This is a genomic window from Dehalobacter sp. TeCB1 (genome assembly GCF_001707455.1).
GTDB lineage: Bacteria > Bacillota > Desulfitobacteriia > Desulfitobacteriales > Syntrophobotulaceae > Dehalobacter > Dehalobacter restrictus.
The window spans coordinates 49505-63285 of the sequence record NZ_MCHF01000005.1; the positions used below are offsets into that span (position 1 = coordinate 49505).

General features: G+C 45.9%; 14 protein-coding genes, 1 pseudogene and 1 riboswitch. Of the genes and pseudogenes, 2 read left to right on the forward strand and 13 right to left on the reverse strand.

The window, feature by feature from the left end; translation table 11 throughout:
• Positions 1-195 precede the first annotated feature (195 nt).
• The 5 genes from A7D23_RS01240 to A7D23_RS01260 form a co-directional block, all read right to left on the reverse strand.
• The gene (locus tag A7D23_RS01240; protein ID WP_019225280.1) at positions 196-2334 is read right to left on the reverse strand and encodes a Tex family protein; all 2139 of its coding nucleotides are present in this window, start codon (positions 2332-2334) and stop codon (positions 196-198) included.
• 171 nt (positions 2335-2505) lie between these two features.
• Complete coding sequence (locus tag A7D23_RS01245; RefSeq protein WP_015043684.1) at positions 2506-2856, reverse strand: type II toxin-antitoxin system PemK/MazF family toxin; 351 nt, start codon at positions 2854-2856, stop codon at positions 2506-2508.
• Positions 2846-3133 (reverse strand): ribbon-helix-helix protein, CopG family, encoded by a 288-nt coding sequence (locus A7D23_RS01250; protein WP_019225279.1) that lies wholly within the window; start codon positions 3131-3133, stop codon positions 2846-2848. The genes A7D23_RS01245 and A7D23_RS01250 overlap by 11 nt, the downstream gene beginning before the upstream one ends.
• A 159-nt stretch (positions 3134-3292) precedes the next feature.
• Positions 3293-4093, reverse strand: coding sequence for a glutamine amidotransferase (locus tag A7D23_RS01255; RefSeq protein WP_019225278.1), 801 nt, complete (start codon positions 4091-4093; stop codon positions 3293-3295).
• Positions 4090-5517 carry a Mur ligase family protein gene (locus A7D23_RS01260; protein WP_019225277.1) on the reverse strand — a complete coding sequence of 476 codons (1428 nt, stop codon included), beginning with the start codon at positions 5515-5517 and terminating at the stop codon, positions 4090-4092. The genes A7D23_RS01255 and A7D23_RS01260 overlap by 4 nt, the downstream gene beginning before the upstream one ends.
• Positions 5518-5761: 244 nt before the next feature.
• On the opposite strand from A7D23_RS01260, the pseudogene A7D23_RS01265 reads away from it, so the two are divergent.
• Positions 5762-6311: pseudogene (locus A7D23_RS01265) on the forward strand (gamma carbonic anhydrase family protein).
• A gap of 67 nt (positions 6312-6378) precedes the next feature.
• On the opposite strand, the gene A7D23_RS01270 reads toward A7D23_RS01265, so the two are convergent.
• The 8 genes from A7D23_RS01270 to glp all read right to left on the reverse strand — a co-directional run bounded on the left by A7D23_RS01270 (position 6379) and on the right by glp (position 12281).
• Positions 6379-6819: an MOSC domain-containing protein gene (locus A7D23_RS01270; protein WP_025206049.1), complete on the reverse strand. Its 441-nt coding sequence runs from the start codon at positions 6817-6819 to the stop codon at positions 6379-6381.
• A 16-nt stretch (positions 6820-6835) separates the two neighbouring features.
• Complete coding sequence (gene mobB, locus A7D23_RS01275) at positions 6836-7333, reverse strand: molybdopterin-guanine dinucleotide biosynthesis protein B (RefSeq protein WP_025206050.1); 498 nt, start codon at positions 7331-7333, stop codon at positions 6836-6838.
• A gap of 42 nt (positions 7334-7375) precedes the next feature.
• Positions 7376-7804: a sulfurase gene (locus A7D23_RS01280; RefSeq protein WP_025206051.1), complete on the reverse strand. Its 429-nt coding sequence runs from the start codon at positions 7802-7804 to the stop codon at positions 7376-7378.
• 29 nt (positions 7805-7833) lie between these two features.
• Positions 7834-8331 (reverse strand): MogA/MoaB family molybdenum cofactor biosynthesis protein, encoded by a 498-nt coding sequence (locus A7D23_RS01285; RefSeq protein ID WP_025206052.1) that lies wholly within the window; start codon positions 8329-8331, stop codon positions 7834-7836.
• Between the two features lie 112 nt (positions 8332-8443).
• A complete protein-coding gene (moaC, locus tag A7D23_RS01290) occupies positions 8444-8932 on the reverse strand; it encodes a cyclic pyranopterin monophosphate synthase MoaC (RefSeq protein ID WP_025206053.1) in 489 nt (162 codons plus the stop codon).
• An 8-nt stretch (positions 8933-8940) separates the two neighbouring features.
• Entirely contained in the window at positions 8941-9903 is a 963-nt protein-coding gene (gene moaA / locus A7D23_RS01295; protein ID WP_025206054.1) for a GTP 3',8-cyclase MoaA, read from the reverse strand.
• Positions 9904-9954: 51 nt separating this feature from the next.
• On the reverse strand, positions 9955-10974 hold the full coding sequence (locus tag A7D23_RS01300; protein WP_025206055.1) for a molybdopterin-binding protein: 1020 nt from the start codon (positions 10972-10974) through the stop codon (positions 9955-9957).
• 89 nt (positions 10975-11063) lie between these two features.
• Complete coding sequence (glp, locus tag A7D23_RS01305) at positions 11064-12281, reverse strand: gephyrin-like molybdotransferase Glp (RefSeq protein ID WP_025206056.1); 1218 nt, start codon at positions 12279-12281, stop codon at positions 11064-11066.
• A gap of 73 nt (positions 12282-12354) precedes the next feature.
• Positions 12355-12489, reverse strand: a riboswitch (molybdenum cofactor riboswitch).
• A 491-nt stretch (positions 12490-12980) separates the two neighbouring features.
• Between glp and A7D23_RS01310 the strand changes: the two genes are divergently transcribed.
• Positions 12981-13640 (forward strand): redox-sensing transcriptional repressor Rex, encoded by a 660-nt coding sequence (locus A7D23_RS01310; protein ID WP_019225267.1) that lies wholly within the window; start codon positions 12981-12983, stop codon positions 13638-13640.
• Positions 13641-13781 lie beyond the last annotated feature (141 nt).

Consider the following 13781-nt stretch of genomic DNA (forward strand, 5'->3'; position numbering starts at 1 on the left):
GAAATATTTCCTCACTTTAAGGTATTATCGTATCAAATACATTTATAATGGCTATTTAAACGCCTTCACGCTTCCTGTGCCGTCGTCCATGCTGCGCTCACAGTGTGGCCGCCAGACTGATTTATAGAGTTTTTTTCAGAAGATCTGCATGCCTGAATGTTACTCTTTGTATCAAGTTATTTCAAGAATGATTTATTAAATATCCTTCATCGAGAGGCTGACTCGACCTCTGGCGTGATCGATACTGAGGACTCTGACCTTCACGATATCGCCGACCGAGATAACTTCCATCGGATGTCTGACATAACTGTTGCTGAGTTCCGAGATATGAACCAATCCGTCATTCTTGACGCCAATATCGACGAATGCGCCAAAGTCAACAATGTTCCTGACCGTCCCTTCCAGACTTATTCCTACCTGCAGGTCCTCCAATTTGGTGATATCCCGACGCAGCAGTGGGCGCGGCAGGTCCTCACGCGGATCCCTCCCGGGTCTCAGCAAAGCCTCAAGAATATCTTTAACGGTCGGTACGCCTGCCTGAAGTTCTGCAGCCAACCCCTCAGCGCTGAAACCTCCCAGCGCAGCGCGCACCTGCTCCGGATTCGTTTTGAGGTCCATCGCTGTCAAATTGGCTTTCTTCAGGATTGCCGAGGCGACATCATAAGACTCTGGATGAACCGGTGTGTTCTCCAGACAATTATTTCCATCCGGCAGTCGGATAAAACCAGCACATTGAATATAGGTCTGCTCCCCGAGCCGGGATACCTTCTTCAGTTCTTCCCTGCAACGAAATTTGCCGTTCTTCTCCCTGTAGGAAACAATATTTTTGGCGACTGTATAATTCAATCCGGAGACAAATTTCAGAATAGACGGAGAAGCCGTATTTAAGTTGACTCCGACTGTATTGACGCAGGATTCGACGACACCACCCAGCGAGCTTTCCAAAACCTTAGGCTGGATATCGTGCTGGTACTGACCAACACCGATTGCTTTCGGTTCAATCTTGACAAGCTCAGCCAAAGGATCCTGCAGTCTGCGGGCGATGGATACCGCGCTTCTCAGCGAAAGATCAAAATCCGGGAATTCCTCTTTGGCCAGTGGCGAAGCCGAATAAACCGAAGCCCCTGCCTCGCTGACAATAATATATTCCAACGGACGTCCGCTTTCCCGGATGAATTCGGTGACGAGCTCCTCCGTTTCGCGGGAAGCTGTTCCATTGCCGATTGCAATAATCTGGACGCCATACTGCTCCACCACTTTGGCAATGAGCTGTTTGGCTTCTTGCTTTTTATTGTGTGGAGGGTTTGGATAGATCACCCCTACCTCTCCAAGTTTTCCTGTATCATCGATCAGCGCCCACTTGCAGCCTGTCCTGTAACCGGGATCGAGCCCCATGATCACTTTATCTCTTACCGGCGGCTGCAGCAGAAGCTGCCGCAAGTTGGCGGAAAACACCTTGACAGCTTGTTCTCCTGCCCTGCTGGTAATCTCGGCCCGGATCTCCCTTTCAATCGATGGGTAGATCAGCCGCTTATAGCTATCCTGCAAGGCCTCTTTCATCAACTCCTGGCAGGGGCCTCCCTGCAGGTATTTCTTTTCCAGTAATTGCAGAATCTTATCCGCTTCAATCTCAAGCCCTACGGAAAGGAATTCTTCCTTTTCTCCTCTGTTCAAAGCCAGAACCCGGTGCGGCGGAATTTTACGGACAGGTTCCTTATATTCATAGTACATCTCATACGGCGAACGCTCTTCTTTTTTCGCTTTAGCTGTAATTTCTGCCCATTCATAGATCCTGGCCCGAACTAGTTTTCTTGTTTCCGCATCATCGGAAACGTTCTCGGCAATTATATCCCGGGCTCCGCTCAAGGCCTCAGCAGCATCATGGACATTCAAATCGGGATTAAGATACTTAGCGGCCTCTTCCTGCAGGCTTCCTTTGGCAGGCTGGTTAAATAACCAATCCGCCAGAGGCTCCAGGCCCTTTTCTCTGGCTATCGAGGCTCTGGTTCTTTTTTTCTGCTTGTACGGCCGGTACAAGTCTTCGACTTCCTGCAGTTTGGCGGCAGCTTCTATTTTGGATCTTAAACCGTCATCTAGCTTGCCCTGTTCGTTAATCAAGCGGATGACTTCCTCTTTTCTGAGCTCCAGGTTCCGGATATATTCCAGCCGATCTGCCATGGTTCTGAGTACAGTTTCATCCAATTCTCCGGTTGCTTCTTTGCGGTAGCGTGCAATAAACGGAATGGTATTCCCCTGGTCCAGGAGCTTTACCGTTTCCCCGACCTGCCAGGTTTTCAATCCTAACTCCCTCGAAATGACGCTAATAAAGTCCATTATTTTTTTCCTCCAATCATGGGAACATGGGGACGTTTCTTTTGCCCCCTCGAGGGGATAAAAGAAACGTCCCCATGTCTCCCCTCCGTATAAAAAACAGCGTCAGGTGTTAGAAGCCTGTACGCTGCGTTATTCCGTACTATGTAATTTGGCCTCATCCATTGAAATCCTTCAGATCTCCGTCAGCCCAAGGCTTATTTCAATAGCTTCATCAACCCTGAGCATTACTTCCTCGTCGAGCACTGCGACTTTTTCCTTCAACCGGCTCTTATCGATCGTTCTGATTTGTTCAGTCAAAATAACAGAATCTCTTTCCAAACCGCTTCGTTTAGCTTTGACTTCCACATGGGTCGGCAGTTTGGCTTTTGAAATCTGGGATGTAATTGCTGCGATAATTGTTGTCGGGCTATACTGGTTTCCAATATCATTCTGAATAACCAAGACCGGCCTGGTGCCGCCTTGTTCAGAACCTACAACGGGGTTTAGTTCCGCATAAAAAATCTCCCCGCGTTTAATACTCATACCCGACACTCCAAGCTAGTTTCCCTTCATAACGCATGGTTGCCTCTTCTTCAGCCTGGCATAAATCTACTGCCATCGACAGGTTGATTTGAGCCATTTCAACATATCCCTGCCGCATCTGCTCTCGTATTCCTGCTTTTCGCCGTTCAATCAATACACTGTAAACAGCTTCTTTGATAAAATCACTCCGGTTTAACTTCTCTGACGATACGATTTCGTCTACTTCCTCAATAATGCTTTCCGGCAAACATACAACAATACGCCTAGTCTCTGCCAAGCAAGGCACCCCCTTCATGGCCACGGAAGGCCCCATTAAGCAATCCTATTTTATTATAGCGACTCACCCTCTAAAGTGTCAACGAAGACACGGCCGGGTACAAGTAATATTCAATAATTCTTCCTGGTTTTAATCATGTAATTTTTTCCTGTTTTGATCCTATTTGGGTCCTGCCCTGAATCCTGCTGTAAGAAAACGCTCAATAACCGCATGATGCGCTGCTTTTTCCAGAGAATCTCCCAGGATTTCCAGCTGATAAGCCGGATTCTTTCTTTTTGTCGCCAGTCCCAGCAACAGGTCGGTAATATGGGGATTTTTCGGCAGCAACGGTCCATGGAGATAAGTCCCGAAAACATTTTTATACCATACACCCTCCTGTAAATCCTCTCCGTTATTGCCATAACCCCTCAGCGCTCTTCCCAAGGAATTCAGCTCTGATCCAAGATAGGTCTTCCCAGAATGGTTCTCAAATCCGACCATGGTATTGAACACCTCAACGCCATCGGTCTGCCGGAGAATGTTTCCCGACACGGAACTCAGAAGTTCAGGTGCCATTTCAACAATGACATTGCCAATCAGTCGTTTGTTTCCGGCAATGGTATAGAAGTCCAGGATACCCAGGCCCGGAATTTTTTTTCCGTCTCCGGTCTGATAATACAGCCCCAAAAGCTGGTAACCGCCGCAAATGGTCAGCATGACAAGTCCATCGTCGATCGCTGCTTTAAGTTCTGAGGATCTGGTGCTCAAATCCTGAACCAAAAGGCTTTGCTCCCGGTCTGAACCGCCCCCCAGAAAAAGAATATCCGCCTCGGAGAAATCCATTTCTTCCCCCAAAGATATTCTGCGTATCTCGACATCAATGCCGCGCCACCTGCATCTGGCAGCCAGCGCCAGAACATTTCCCCTGTCGCCGTATAAATCAAGCAAATCCGGATAAAGATGAAAAATGGTGAGCTTCATATATTTACCACCTTACGCTGTTTTTCTCCGGTTTTTCTTCTCACCAGAATATCCCGCATCGGGAAAAGGGCAGTGTAGGTTGGCAAAATAAATACGGCTTCTCCATCTGCTATGCTTGCAGCCGCCTCAACCGCTGACACCGTGTTGGCGCTTGGCTGTTCCAGCATCTCCACCGCTTTTTCCAGAGAATGTTCCATTGTAATTCTGTCTTCCTTAATTCCGGCATACTTCAGCCGCAAAGCCATGTCCTCAGCTCTTAAACCGGAGCATATGATTTGTTTCACGTCATCCTGACGCGAAGTCAAAATTTCAAAGTCGACATCCCATAACCAAGATATATCCCGGCCATCGGCCGCTAGATCGTTAATCGCAATCAGCAAGCGGACAGACCGAGGCAGTTCTGCAATGGTATGGATGACCTGATTAAAACCTGTTGGATTTTTCACCAGGGTCAACGTTGCCTCACATCCGGGAAGCGAAAACTGTTCCATTCGCCCGGCATCGGAAACATACCGGTTCAGTCCGGCACCAATATCCTCTCTGGATATCTGCAGACGGTCCGCAGCACAGAAAGCTGCCAGCGCGTTATACAGATTATAATACCCTTGCAAAGGTACCTGATAGACGCGGTCGTCATGGTCATCATCTATCCTGAACGAGATCTCCCTGCTTTCCACTTTGACTTCTTTCGCTTCAATATAAGGATCAGGCCGGCTGAAACCGCAGCCAGGGCACCTATAGTACCCTAACTGACCGTAATGAAACAGCGTGTAAGACAATTCCTGACCGCAGTGCGAACAGTATCGCCCTTCCCGCGTTTCCGTGCTGTCGGCAGAGCTTGTGGGCAGTGTACTTACCCCAAAGTAAAATACACCTTTCCGGTCGGTTCCGATCTGAGCAACTAGCGGATCATCCGCATTCAGCACCAGTTCTGTTGCGGCAGGCAGCGACTCTTTTACCAGCTTGATCGTCGTATCCAATTCGCCATACCTATCCAACTGATCCCGAAAGAAATTCGTAATCACAGCAAGCCGTGGAGTCAGCTGCCTGCATAGCCCCGGCAGTGTAGCTTCATCCACTTCGAGCAGCAGGACAGAAGCTTGTGGCATGCCGGCAAATGTAGTATTCTGCAGCAATGCTCCTGTAATCCCCGTAAGCATATTGGCCCCTTCCCGGTTAAAAGCAATCTTTTTTCCGGCTGTCTTCAGGATAGAAGCGAGTAGGTTGTTCGTTGTCGTTTTGCCGTTGGTTCCCGTAATAATCACTGCGCCTTCCGGAAAACTGGAAGCCAAGAGGCCAATAATATTGGGGCAAATCTTAAGCGCAATAAATCCAGGGAACGTTGTGCCTTTCTTCCCCAAAAGCCGCATCAATATCAATACGATTTTTCCTGTCCAAAGCGCCAGGTAGAAACGGATTTTCATCAGGAGCTGCTCCTTATTTTTTAGTTGTTGTAACAACATACTTCTTTGTTATTTCCAAACATTCTTAAACATCCTTATTAATATAACCTAACTTACACCTAAAATAAACAGCAACTTAAGGGTTTACTTGTTTTCCAAGAATATTTGACTGGTGCCAAGCTTTTAGCGGCAGGCCCTTCTCGACAAAAGCTGTCCTGGAATCTATAATATTTTTAAAGATAAAAAGCAGGGAGCAAGCAATCCTATGATCATTCCCTATCAGGGCGTTAGGCCGTCGGTGGCAGAAACTGTCTATGTGGCGGACGGCGCAAAAATCATTGGCAACGTAACCATCGGGGACCACGCAAGTATCTGGTTCAATTGTGTTCTGCGCGGAGATATTGCCCCGATTACCATCGGTCAAAGAACAAACATTCAGGACTTAAGTGTTATCCATGTGAATACCGATCTGCCGACACTTATTGAAGATGAGGTTTCTGTCTGGCCATGGTTGTATCCTCCACAGTTGTACGATTCGTAAAGGCTTTCTGATCGGGATGGGTGCAATCATCATGAACGAAGCTGTCATTGGTGAAAATTCGATTGTGGGCGCTGGCTCCCTGGTCCCGGATAGAAAGATATTCCCTTCAAACTCTCTGATCCTTGGCTCTCCCGCCAGGGTAATCAGAGAAATTACGCCGGAAGAATTGATATACATTCGCCAAATAGCAGAGAGGTACGTGGCCAAAGGCCAGGAATATCTTGTTCAAGGATACTCGATATCATCACTGTCTTTTCCCTCTGAATTTTGGTGATTTAAAAAAGATAGTTGAAATACTTTATCAACTATCTTTTTCATTTAGTTTGTTTGTAAAATATGGTTTACTGTTCCACGATCTCAATGCTGTCCCCTGGTTTAATCCATCCCGGCGACAAGACTTTGGTAAAAATTCCTTCACGCGGCATCACGCAGTCCCCGGCAAGCCGTTTGATGGCGCATCCGCTGTTATGGCATTGTTTGCCTATCTGGGTCACTTCCATCAGCGTCTCACCGATTTTAAGCTTTGTACCAATGGGAAGCTCATACAGAATAATGCCTTCGGTCGTGAGGTTTTCCGCAAATCTACCGTTATCCAGCCCGGTGAGTCCGGCCTGTCTTAATTTTTCAACACTTTCTGTCCCAAGCAAGCTGACCTGTCTGTGCCAGTTGGCAGCATGCGCATCCCCTACTAAACCATGATCCACTTTAAAATAGCCTTTTTCAATTTCTTGCTTCGGAACCCCTGTTGTTTCACTAATATTGACAGCAATTATTTTCGGCATTCGGGTACCCCTTCCTTTAAGACAAATATTTCTCAACGATAAGATCCGCTACAGCTTGATAATCGTTGATATCGATCACCGGAACCGGAACTGCAAGATCATTGATATCAGTGATAACGCCAATTAAATTCTCCAAAGGTGAAACAATATCGGTACCTACTTCTCTTCGTACAACTTCAAACCGTGGTCTTTGGGACATTTTGAACCCTTCGACCAGGATGATATCGACGCCTTCAATCATTGCAATCACATCTTCAATATCTTTCTTCATCTCGGTTTTCTGAATGACAGCATATTGGTCGGGCCCGATAATCGCCGTAGATCTTGCACCGGCCTCAGCAAATCGCCAGCTGTCTTTACCTGGTTTATCAATATCGAAACGGTGGGCGTCGCTCTTGATCACGCCGACCCTAAAACCGCATTCCGTCATTTCCCTGATTAGTTTTTCCAAGAAAGTTGTCTTTCCGGTGCCTGATTTCGCGGCAACGAAACATATGACTGGAACATCATTCACAGTGTTCTCCTCCTGGCTGTTTTGTTTGTCAAGATATTTCTGTTAAGATTCCTTTTTTATCACGGTGACTTCATCGCCGACTTTCACTTTTCCACCCTTGACTGCTTTGCCGAAGCGGCCTTCTCTGCTGACAATGTATGGACGTCCGTACTCTTTATGCTCCTTGCCGACCTTGACGATATAAATTTCAGATTCGCCAATTTTGACGGTCGTTCCAGCCATAAGGTCATCAAGTTCGATCCCGGAAATTGTAAAGTTCTCGGTATAACCTGCTGTCATGACTTCTTCTCTTTTATGCTCAGGAACCTTGATCAGTGCTTCTTCCGGGAATATGCTGACCTGGCGTTCCCAGTCCCCGGCGTGGGCATCTCCTTCCAGTCCCCAGTTTTCAAGTACATTGACTTCGGGTATGCTTGTTTTCACAATTCCACGTACATCACTGATATTGATGGACAATACTTTTCCAACCATTATTTCTCCACTTCCCGTTTAAAAAAGTCTTATTTTATTGGCTGTGCGCACTCTCCGGCAGTCCCCTTTAAAATTTCTATGCCGTGCTCCAGGGACTGCAGAACAACTGTCAGACATTCTTTAACACCTTTTGGGCTTCCCGGTAAATTGATAATCACAGTTTTGCCTCTGATTCCGGCGGCTGCTCTGGAAAGCATCGCTCTTGGCGTGACCTTCAGACTCTCTAGTCTCATCGCCTCGGGAATTCCCGGAGTAAGCCTTTCGACGACAGCCAACGTAGCTTCCGGGGTCACATCCCTCGGTGAGAACCCGGTTCCTCCGGTCGTGAATATCACATCAACTTTATGTTCATCGGCATATTCAATTAACTTGGCCTCAATGATCTTCTGTTCATCCGGAACAATTTCCAGAATTTTAACTTCCCAGCCGAGCTCTTCGACCATATTTTTAATGACCTGTCCGCTTAAGTCCTCGCGTTCTCCTCTGGACCCTTTGTCACTCGCTGTGATAACGCCTACAGTGATCATCGTTCTTCACCTCTCCGAAGAGTTTTTTTGAATAGTACGTCCGTCATTTTTGTTCTGGATATCTTGTTCATTTCTTGTTCGTAATTTGTTATTTATGAGTCTCTCGGATATTTTATTTTGTTTTATCCGCTCGGATATAATTGCCGCTTTTGCCGCCGGATTTACTGACCAGACAGATATCCCCGATCACCATATCCTTTTCTGCAGCCTTGCACATGTCATAGATGGTAAGCGCTGCGACAGAAACTCCCGTAAGTGCTTCCATTTCGACGCCGGTCTGGCCGGAGTTATTAACTGTTACCTGAATTTCAATCTTGCTTTCCTGGTCGTTGATTTTAAAAGAAACATCTATTCCCGACAACAGCAACGGGTGGCACATCGGAATAATATCAGAAGTTTTTTTGGCACCCATGATACCTGCAACCTGCGACACCGCCAGCACATCCCCTTTAGCCATGAGTCCCTCCTTGACTAGCGTCAGGGTTTCAGGCTTCATCCGGATCTCGCCGCGTGCTACCGCCACGCGAGTGGTTTCAGCCTTCGTGCTTACGTCAACCATTCTGGCCCGTCCCTCTTCATTGAAATGTGTCAGTTCATTCATGTTATTTTTCACCCGCCTATTTCATGCATATTTCTTATTACCGGCTCAAAGTCACTGTTCTGGATACAATGCCGGGTAGGTTTTGCCATGATTCCATCCATCAGAAACTTCTCAAGTCCGTTTTCACCATAATTTCGGATATCGATCTCGATATTGGAATGAAGACATGGTTTCAGTTTGCCGTCGGGCGTAATCCTGATCCGGTTACAGTAATTACAGAAATGACTGCTTAACGAGCTGATCAGACCAACCTTGCCTTTGCTATTCGGAAGTTTGTAGAGACGTGCTACGCTGCCATGTCCTTTAAATGGCATCGGGATCAACGTCGGTACTCTTTTTAGTATTTCTTCGTTGGACAAGAAATGCTCCCGGCCCCATGCTCCAGCTTCCCCAATCGGCATAAGCTCAATAAAACGAACTTCGATATCATCATCCATCGTCATCGCGACAAAATCTTCGATTTCATTGTCGTTGAATCCGCCAATAAGAACGACATTAATCTTTAATGGGAATAGTTTTGCTTCTTTTGCCGCCCTGACCCCTTCCAGAACATCCTGAACATTACCGCAGCGGGTAATTTCCTTATATTTGGCCGGATCCATGCTGTCAATACTAATATTTACCCGCGTCAGCCCAGCTTTTTTCAGGTCATCCGCATATTTTTCCAGAAGCAGCCCGTTGGTCGTGAGTCCCAGTTCCTTAAGTCCTTTGTTTTTCAGCAAGGCAATATTTTGGACCAGATCCAGGATCCCTCTCCTTACCAACGGCTCTCCGCCAGTGAGCCTGATCTTGGTGATCCCGAGTTTAACGGCTGTCTCAGCAATTTTCTCCATAGTTTCCAGGCTTAAGATATCGCAGCGTTCTTTTTTCTCAATACCTTTTTCCGGCATACAGTACGTACATTTTAAATTGCATAAATCCGTTACAGATATTCTTAAATAATTGATATCCCTGCCATATGCATCGATCATTATTCCAACTCCCCACTTACACTCGTATACCCGTACACTGAATGAAAATTTTTATCTGCAGAAATAGCAGCTTGGATATTGACACATCTGACAGTTCAAACATAAACCGCCTTCCCCCATGCGGATAAAATCATTTTTGTTCAGTGTCTCTCCAGCAAAGATCTTCGGGAGTACCGCATCCAGGACAGTGGTCTTGTAATAGGCGGCCGCTCCAGGTACGCCTAAGATAGGTATCCCATTCAAATAAGCCAGCATAAACATATTGCCGGGCTGAACAGGAACACCATATGTTACAACATCTGCACCGGTACTCCTGATCGCCCCAGGAGTAAGATCATCGGGATCTACGGACATCCCCCCGGTCATAATAATCATGTCGGCTTTTTGCTCCATATAACCTGTGATCTTCGCTTGAATCAATTCCAATTCATCAGGGCAATATTCCAGACCGATGATTTCCGCGCCAAAATACTCAAGTTTCTTCCTGATCACAGGCCCAAATTTATCTTTGATCCTTCCCTTATACACTTCACTTCCGGTAATTACAATCCCAACCCTGAGCTTTATATACGGCTCAACATGAAATACCGGACCATAAAGGGTGCATAATTCTTCTACTTTGCGAATATTTTCTTCTTTGGTAACAAGCGGTATAATCCTGGTTGCTGCAACTTTCTGATTAACTTCAACCTTGAAATTATTCGGTAAGGACGGTATCGTAACATGTTCGATCGAATTGATTTCGTGCAGCAATGAGCTTTTGATCCTCAGCAAACCTTTTTGAGTCGAAATCAACGTAGTTTTACCTTCCTGAGGTTCCGAAAAACTGATGTTCTGACCCATGACAGCTTGTGCCATTCTGATCGCCGCATCGTCTTCATGGATTTCATCGGCATTTTCTTCCCAGACGTAGATGTGCTCTTTACCAAGACTCAACAGTTCCTCGATATCTTCCTGCTTGATCACATAATTTCTTTTAAAAGCGGGGCCTTTAAATTCCCCAGGAATCACTTTCGTTATATCGTGGCAAATGGTCATGCCGACTGCATCCTGGACTGCTATTTTTTTCACTTTTATTCATCTCCTTAGGCCATAAAATCGTATAACAGCTTCTTATTTGATTCCCATTCTTATTAAATTCCAACTTTTTCATTTTGCTTCTATTCAATGATATAAGCGGTTAATTTTTCACCGGCTTTGACTGGTCCGCTCTTTTCCGGAATTTCCGCCAGGATATCACAGCCGAGCATGGAGCGCAGTACACCATTGCCTTGTTCTCCGGTCGATTCCATGATGACCATGCTATTCTCGTAAAGCATTCTGCCGCGTAAAAATCTTCGGCGAGGACTTGGTTTTCGGAAATCTTTCTTCAGGGTCACTTCGATCTTTCGATAACAATAATCCTTTCTGCCGGTCATTTTTTTAATGTAGGGGACAGTCATCAGCTGAAAAGTTACCATTGCTGCGGCCGGATTGCCTGACAGGCCGATCAGCATCTTCCCGTCCTTCACTGCGGCCAGACACGGTGAGCCCGGTTTAATCTCAATTTTCCAGAAAAGTGTTTCGGCACCAAGATAATCGGCTGCATGCCGGATCACGTCATAGTCTCCCACCGATACGCCTCCGGTCGTCAGTACCAAGTCGGCCTGCTTCCAAGCCTCTTCGACCAGGACCGCAACATCTTCTTTCTTGTCTTTGCATATCCCCATCACGACAGGCTCTACACCAAGTGAACGGAGATAGCCTTGGAGTGTATAGCTGTTGCTGTTTCGGATTTTACCAGGAGCTAGAGGCTCCGTTACATCACGCAGTTCGTCTCCGGTAGAGATAATCGCAATTTTTGGACGTTTATAAACCAGTACTTCCGCAATACCGAGGGAGGCCATCAGCCCCATCAGCGGTGCCGTAACAACGGTTCCCTCAGCCGCTATCAGATCACCTACGGCAATATCTTCACCCGCAGGCACGATATCTTCACCGTGCATGAAGGCCTTTGAAACAGATATCTTGCTACCCTGAACTTCTACCTCTTCAAATTTGACAACTGCATCCGCGCCTTCAGGGATCGGAGCTCCTGTCAAAATTTTAATTGCCTGACCCTTGCTGACAGCGTTTTGGGCCGTATAACCTGCCGGCACTTCTTCAATCACCTCAAAGGTGACCGGATTAGCTTCGCTGGCTCCCGCAGTATCTTCGGCCCTGAAAACAAAACCGTCATAAGGTGAACGCGAAAACGGCGGAATGTTTTCCCTGGCAACAATATCCTCTGCCAGTATCCTGTCGAGGGTATCCGCTAAATGATTATTCTCCTTTTCGGTCAAAGGACAATAATCAAATATCAAACTTTGGGCTTCTTCCAACGAAATATTTTTTTGCATGCATATCCTCCTTATTAATCACAAAAATCCTGCACGGACATGCAGGATAAAGATTTTTGGCTCGGCAAACAAACCAATTCTTTTCACATCTCCTTCGCAATACAGCAAGTAACAGAATTTCTTCTACTACTCCGTGGACTTTGTCCAGACCTTGCATCCATAGCCGCATTGCAACTTTAGGATCCAAGGCTCGGAGAAAAATATTCTAATGTTGTGATCCGCCGACTCCTTTGCTTATATTCGCTTCAGCAATTGAAGGGGGTACCCTACTAGGTGAACACTCCTAGTAGGGTTATATAAAGGGAAGGAACACACCCAAGGGTAATGGCATGGTAAGATAAGATTATACTTATCTTACTCGTTCCTTATTCAATAATCAATCCAAAATATGTGCCAGTTTCAAATTTACTTCGTTTAACAGCGTTAATAACCCTGCAAGCCTTGAGAAATGCCCATCATGTTATCACCAAAGCATTTTTTGTTTCGTTAAGCAATGATATCATTTGTTAAAAAATGAGTCATAAAAATTCTCAAAACAGGAATTTGTTGTTCATCTATTGCCTCCAGATTTAGAAATTAGCTGGAATAGACAGATTATCCAGCAATTCTCAGACTAAAAAATTACCGGTTCCCATCCCCTGACTTCGAAATTATGGTATACTATACTGCATATTATTCAATTTTGAGGTGAAACTGTCGATGGACGAAAAGAAACTATCCAGTCAGGTTGTAAAACGTTTGCCCAGATATTACCGGTATCTTTCAACACTGCTGCAATTGGGAATCAGCAGGATTTCCTCTAAAGATTTGGGCAACCGAATGGGTCTGACCTCTTCTCAGGTAAGACAGGACTTTTTCTGTTTTGGCGGCAACGGCTTACAGGGATATGGTTATGATGTCGGTTTTCTGCATCAGGAAATACACAAACTGCTTGGACTGCAGCATTCTCATACCATGATCATTATAGGGGCCGGAAGTTTGGGCCATGCTTTGGCCAAACACGCGAATTTTGAAAAAAGCGGGTTTAAACTTGCCGGGATCTTTGATGTCAAACCTGAACTGATCGGCGAAAAAATCCGAAACGTTGAGGTCCAGCCCATGGATGACCTGCCGGATTATTTGAGCAAAAATCCTGTGGATATTGCGGTTTTGACTGTGCCGGAAAATTGTGCCGGTGAGGTCGCCAGGTTAGTTACTGATTTAGGCGTTAAAGCTTTATGGAATTTCTCTCCGGTCGAACTGATGATGCCGGAAGATATCATTGTGGAAAATACCCATATGATTGACTGTCTGATGGTGCTCGGATACAACCTTCAGGAGAGGCCGCTGAGGGAAGAGTCGCTGAAAGAAAAACCATAAACAGCAATTATTGTTGAATAGATCATAAAGCAATCAACAATTAGGCGAACAAATAGGCATATAAAACTAGAATAATCAATTCAAGAAAAATAACAATAGCCCTGCTAATCTCCCTGTTAAAACTGAACCGGGAGATTTCTT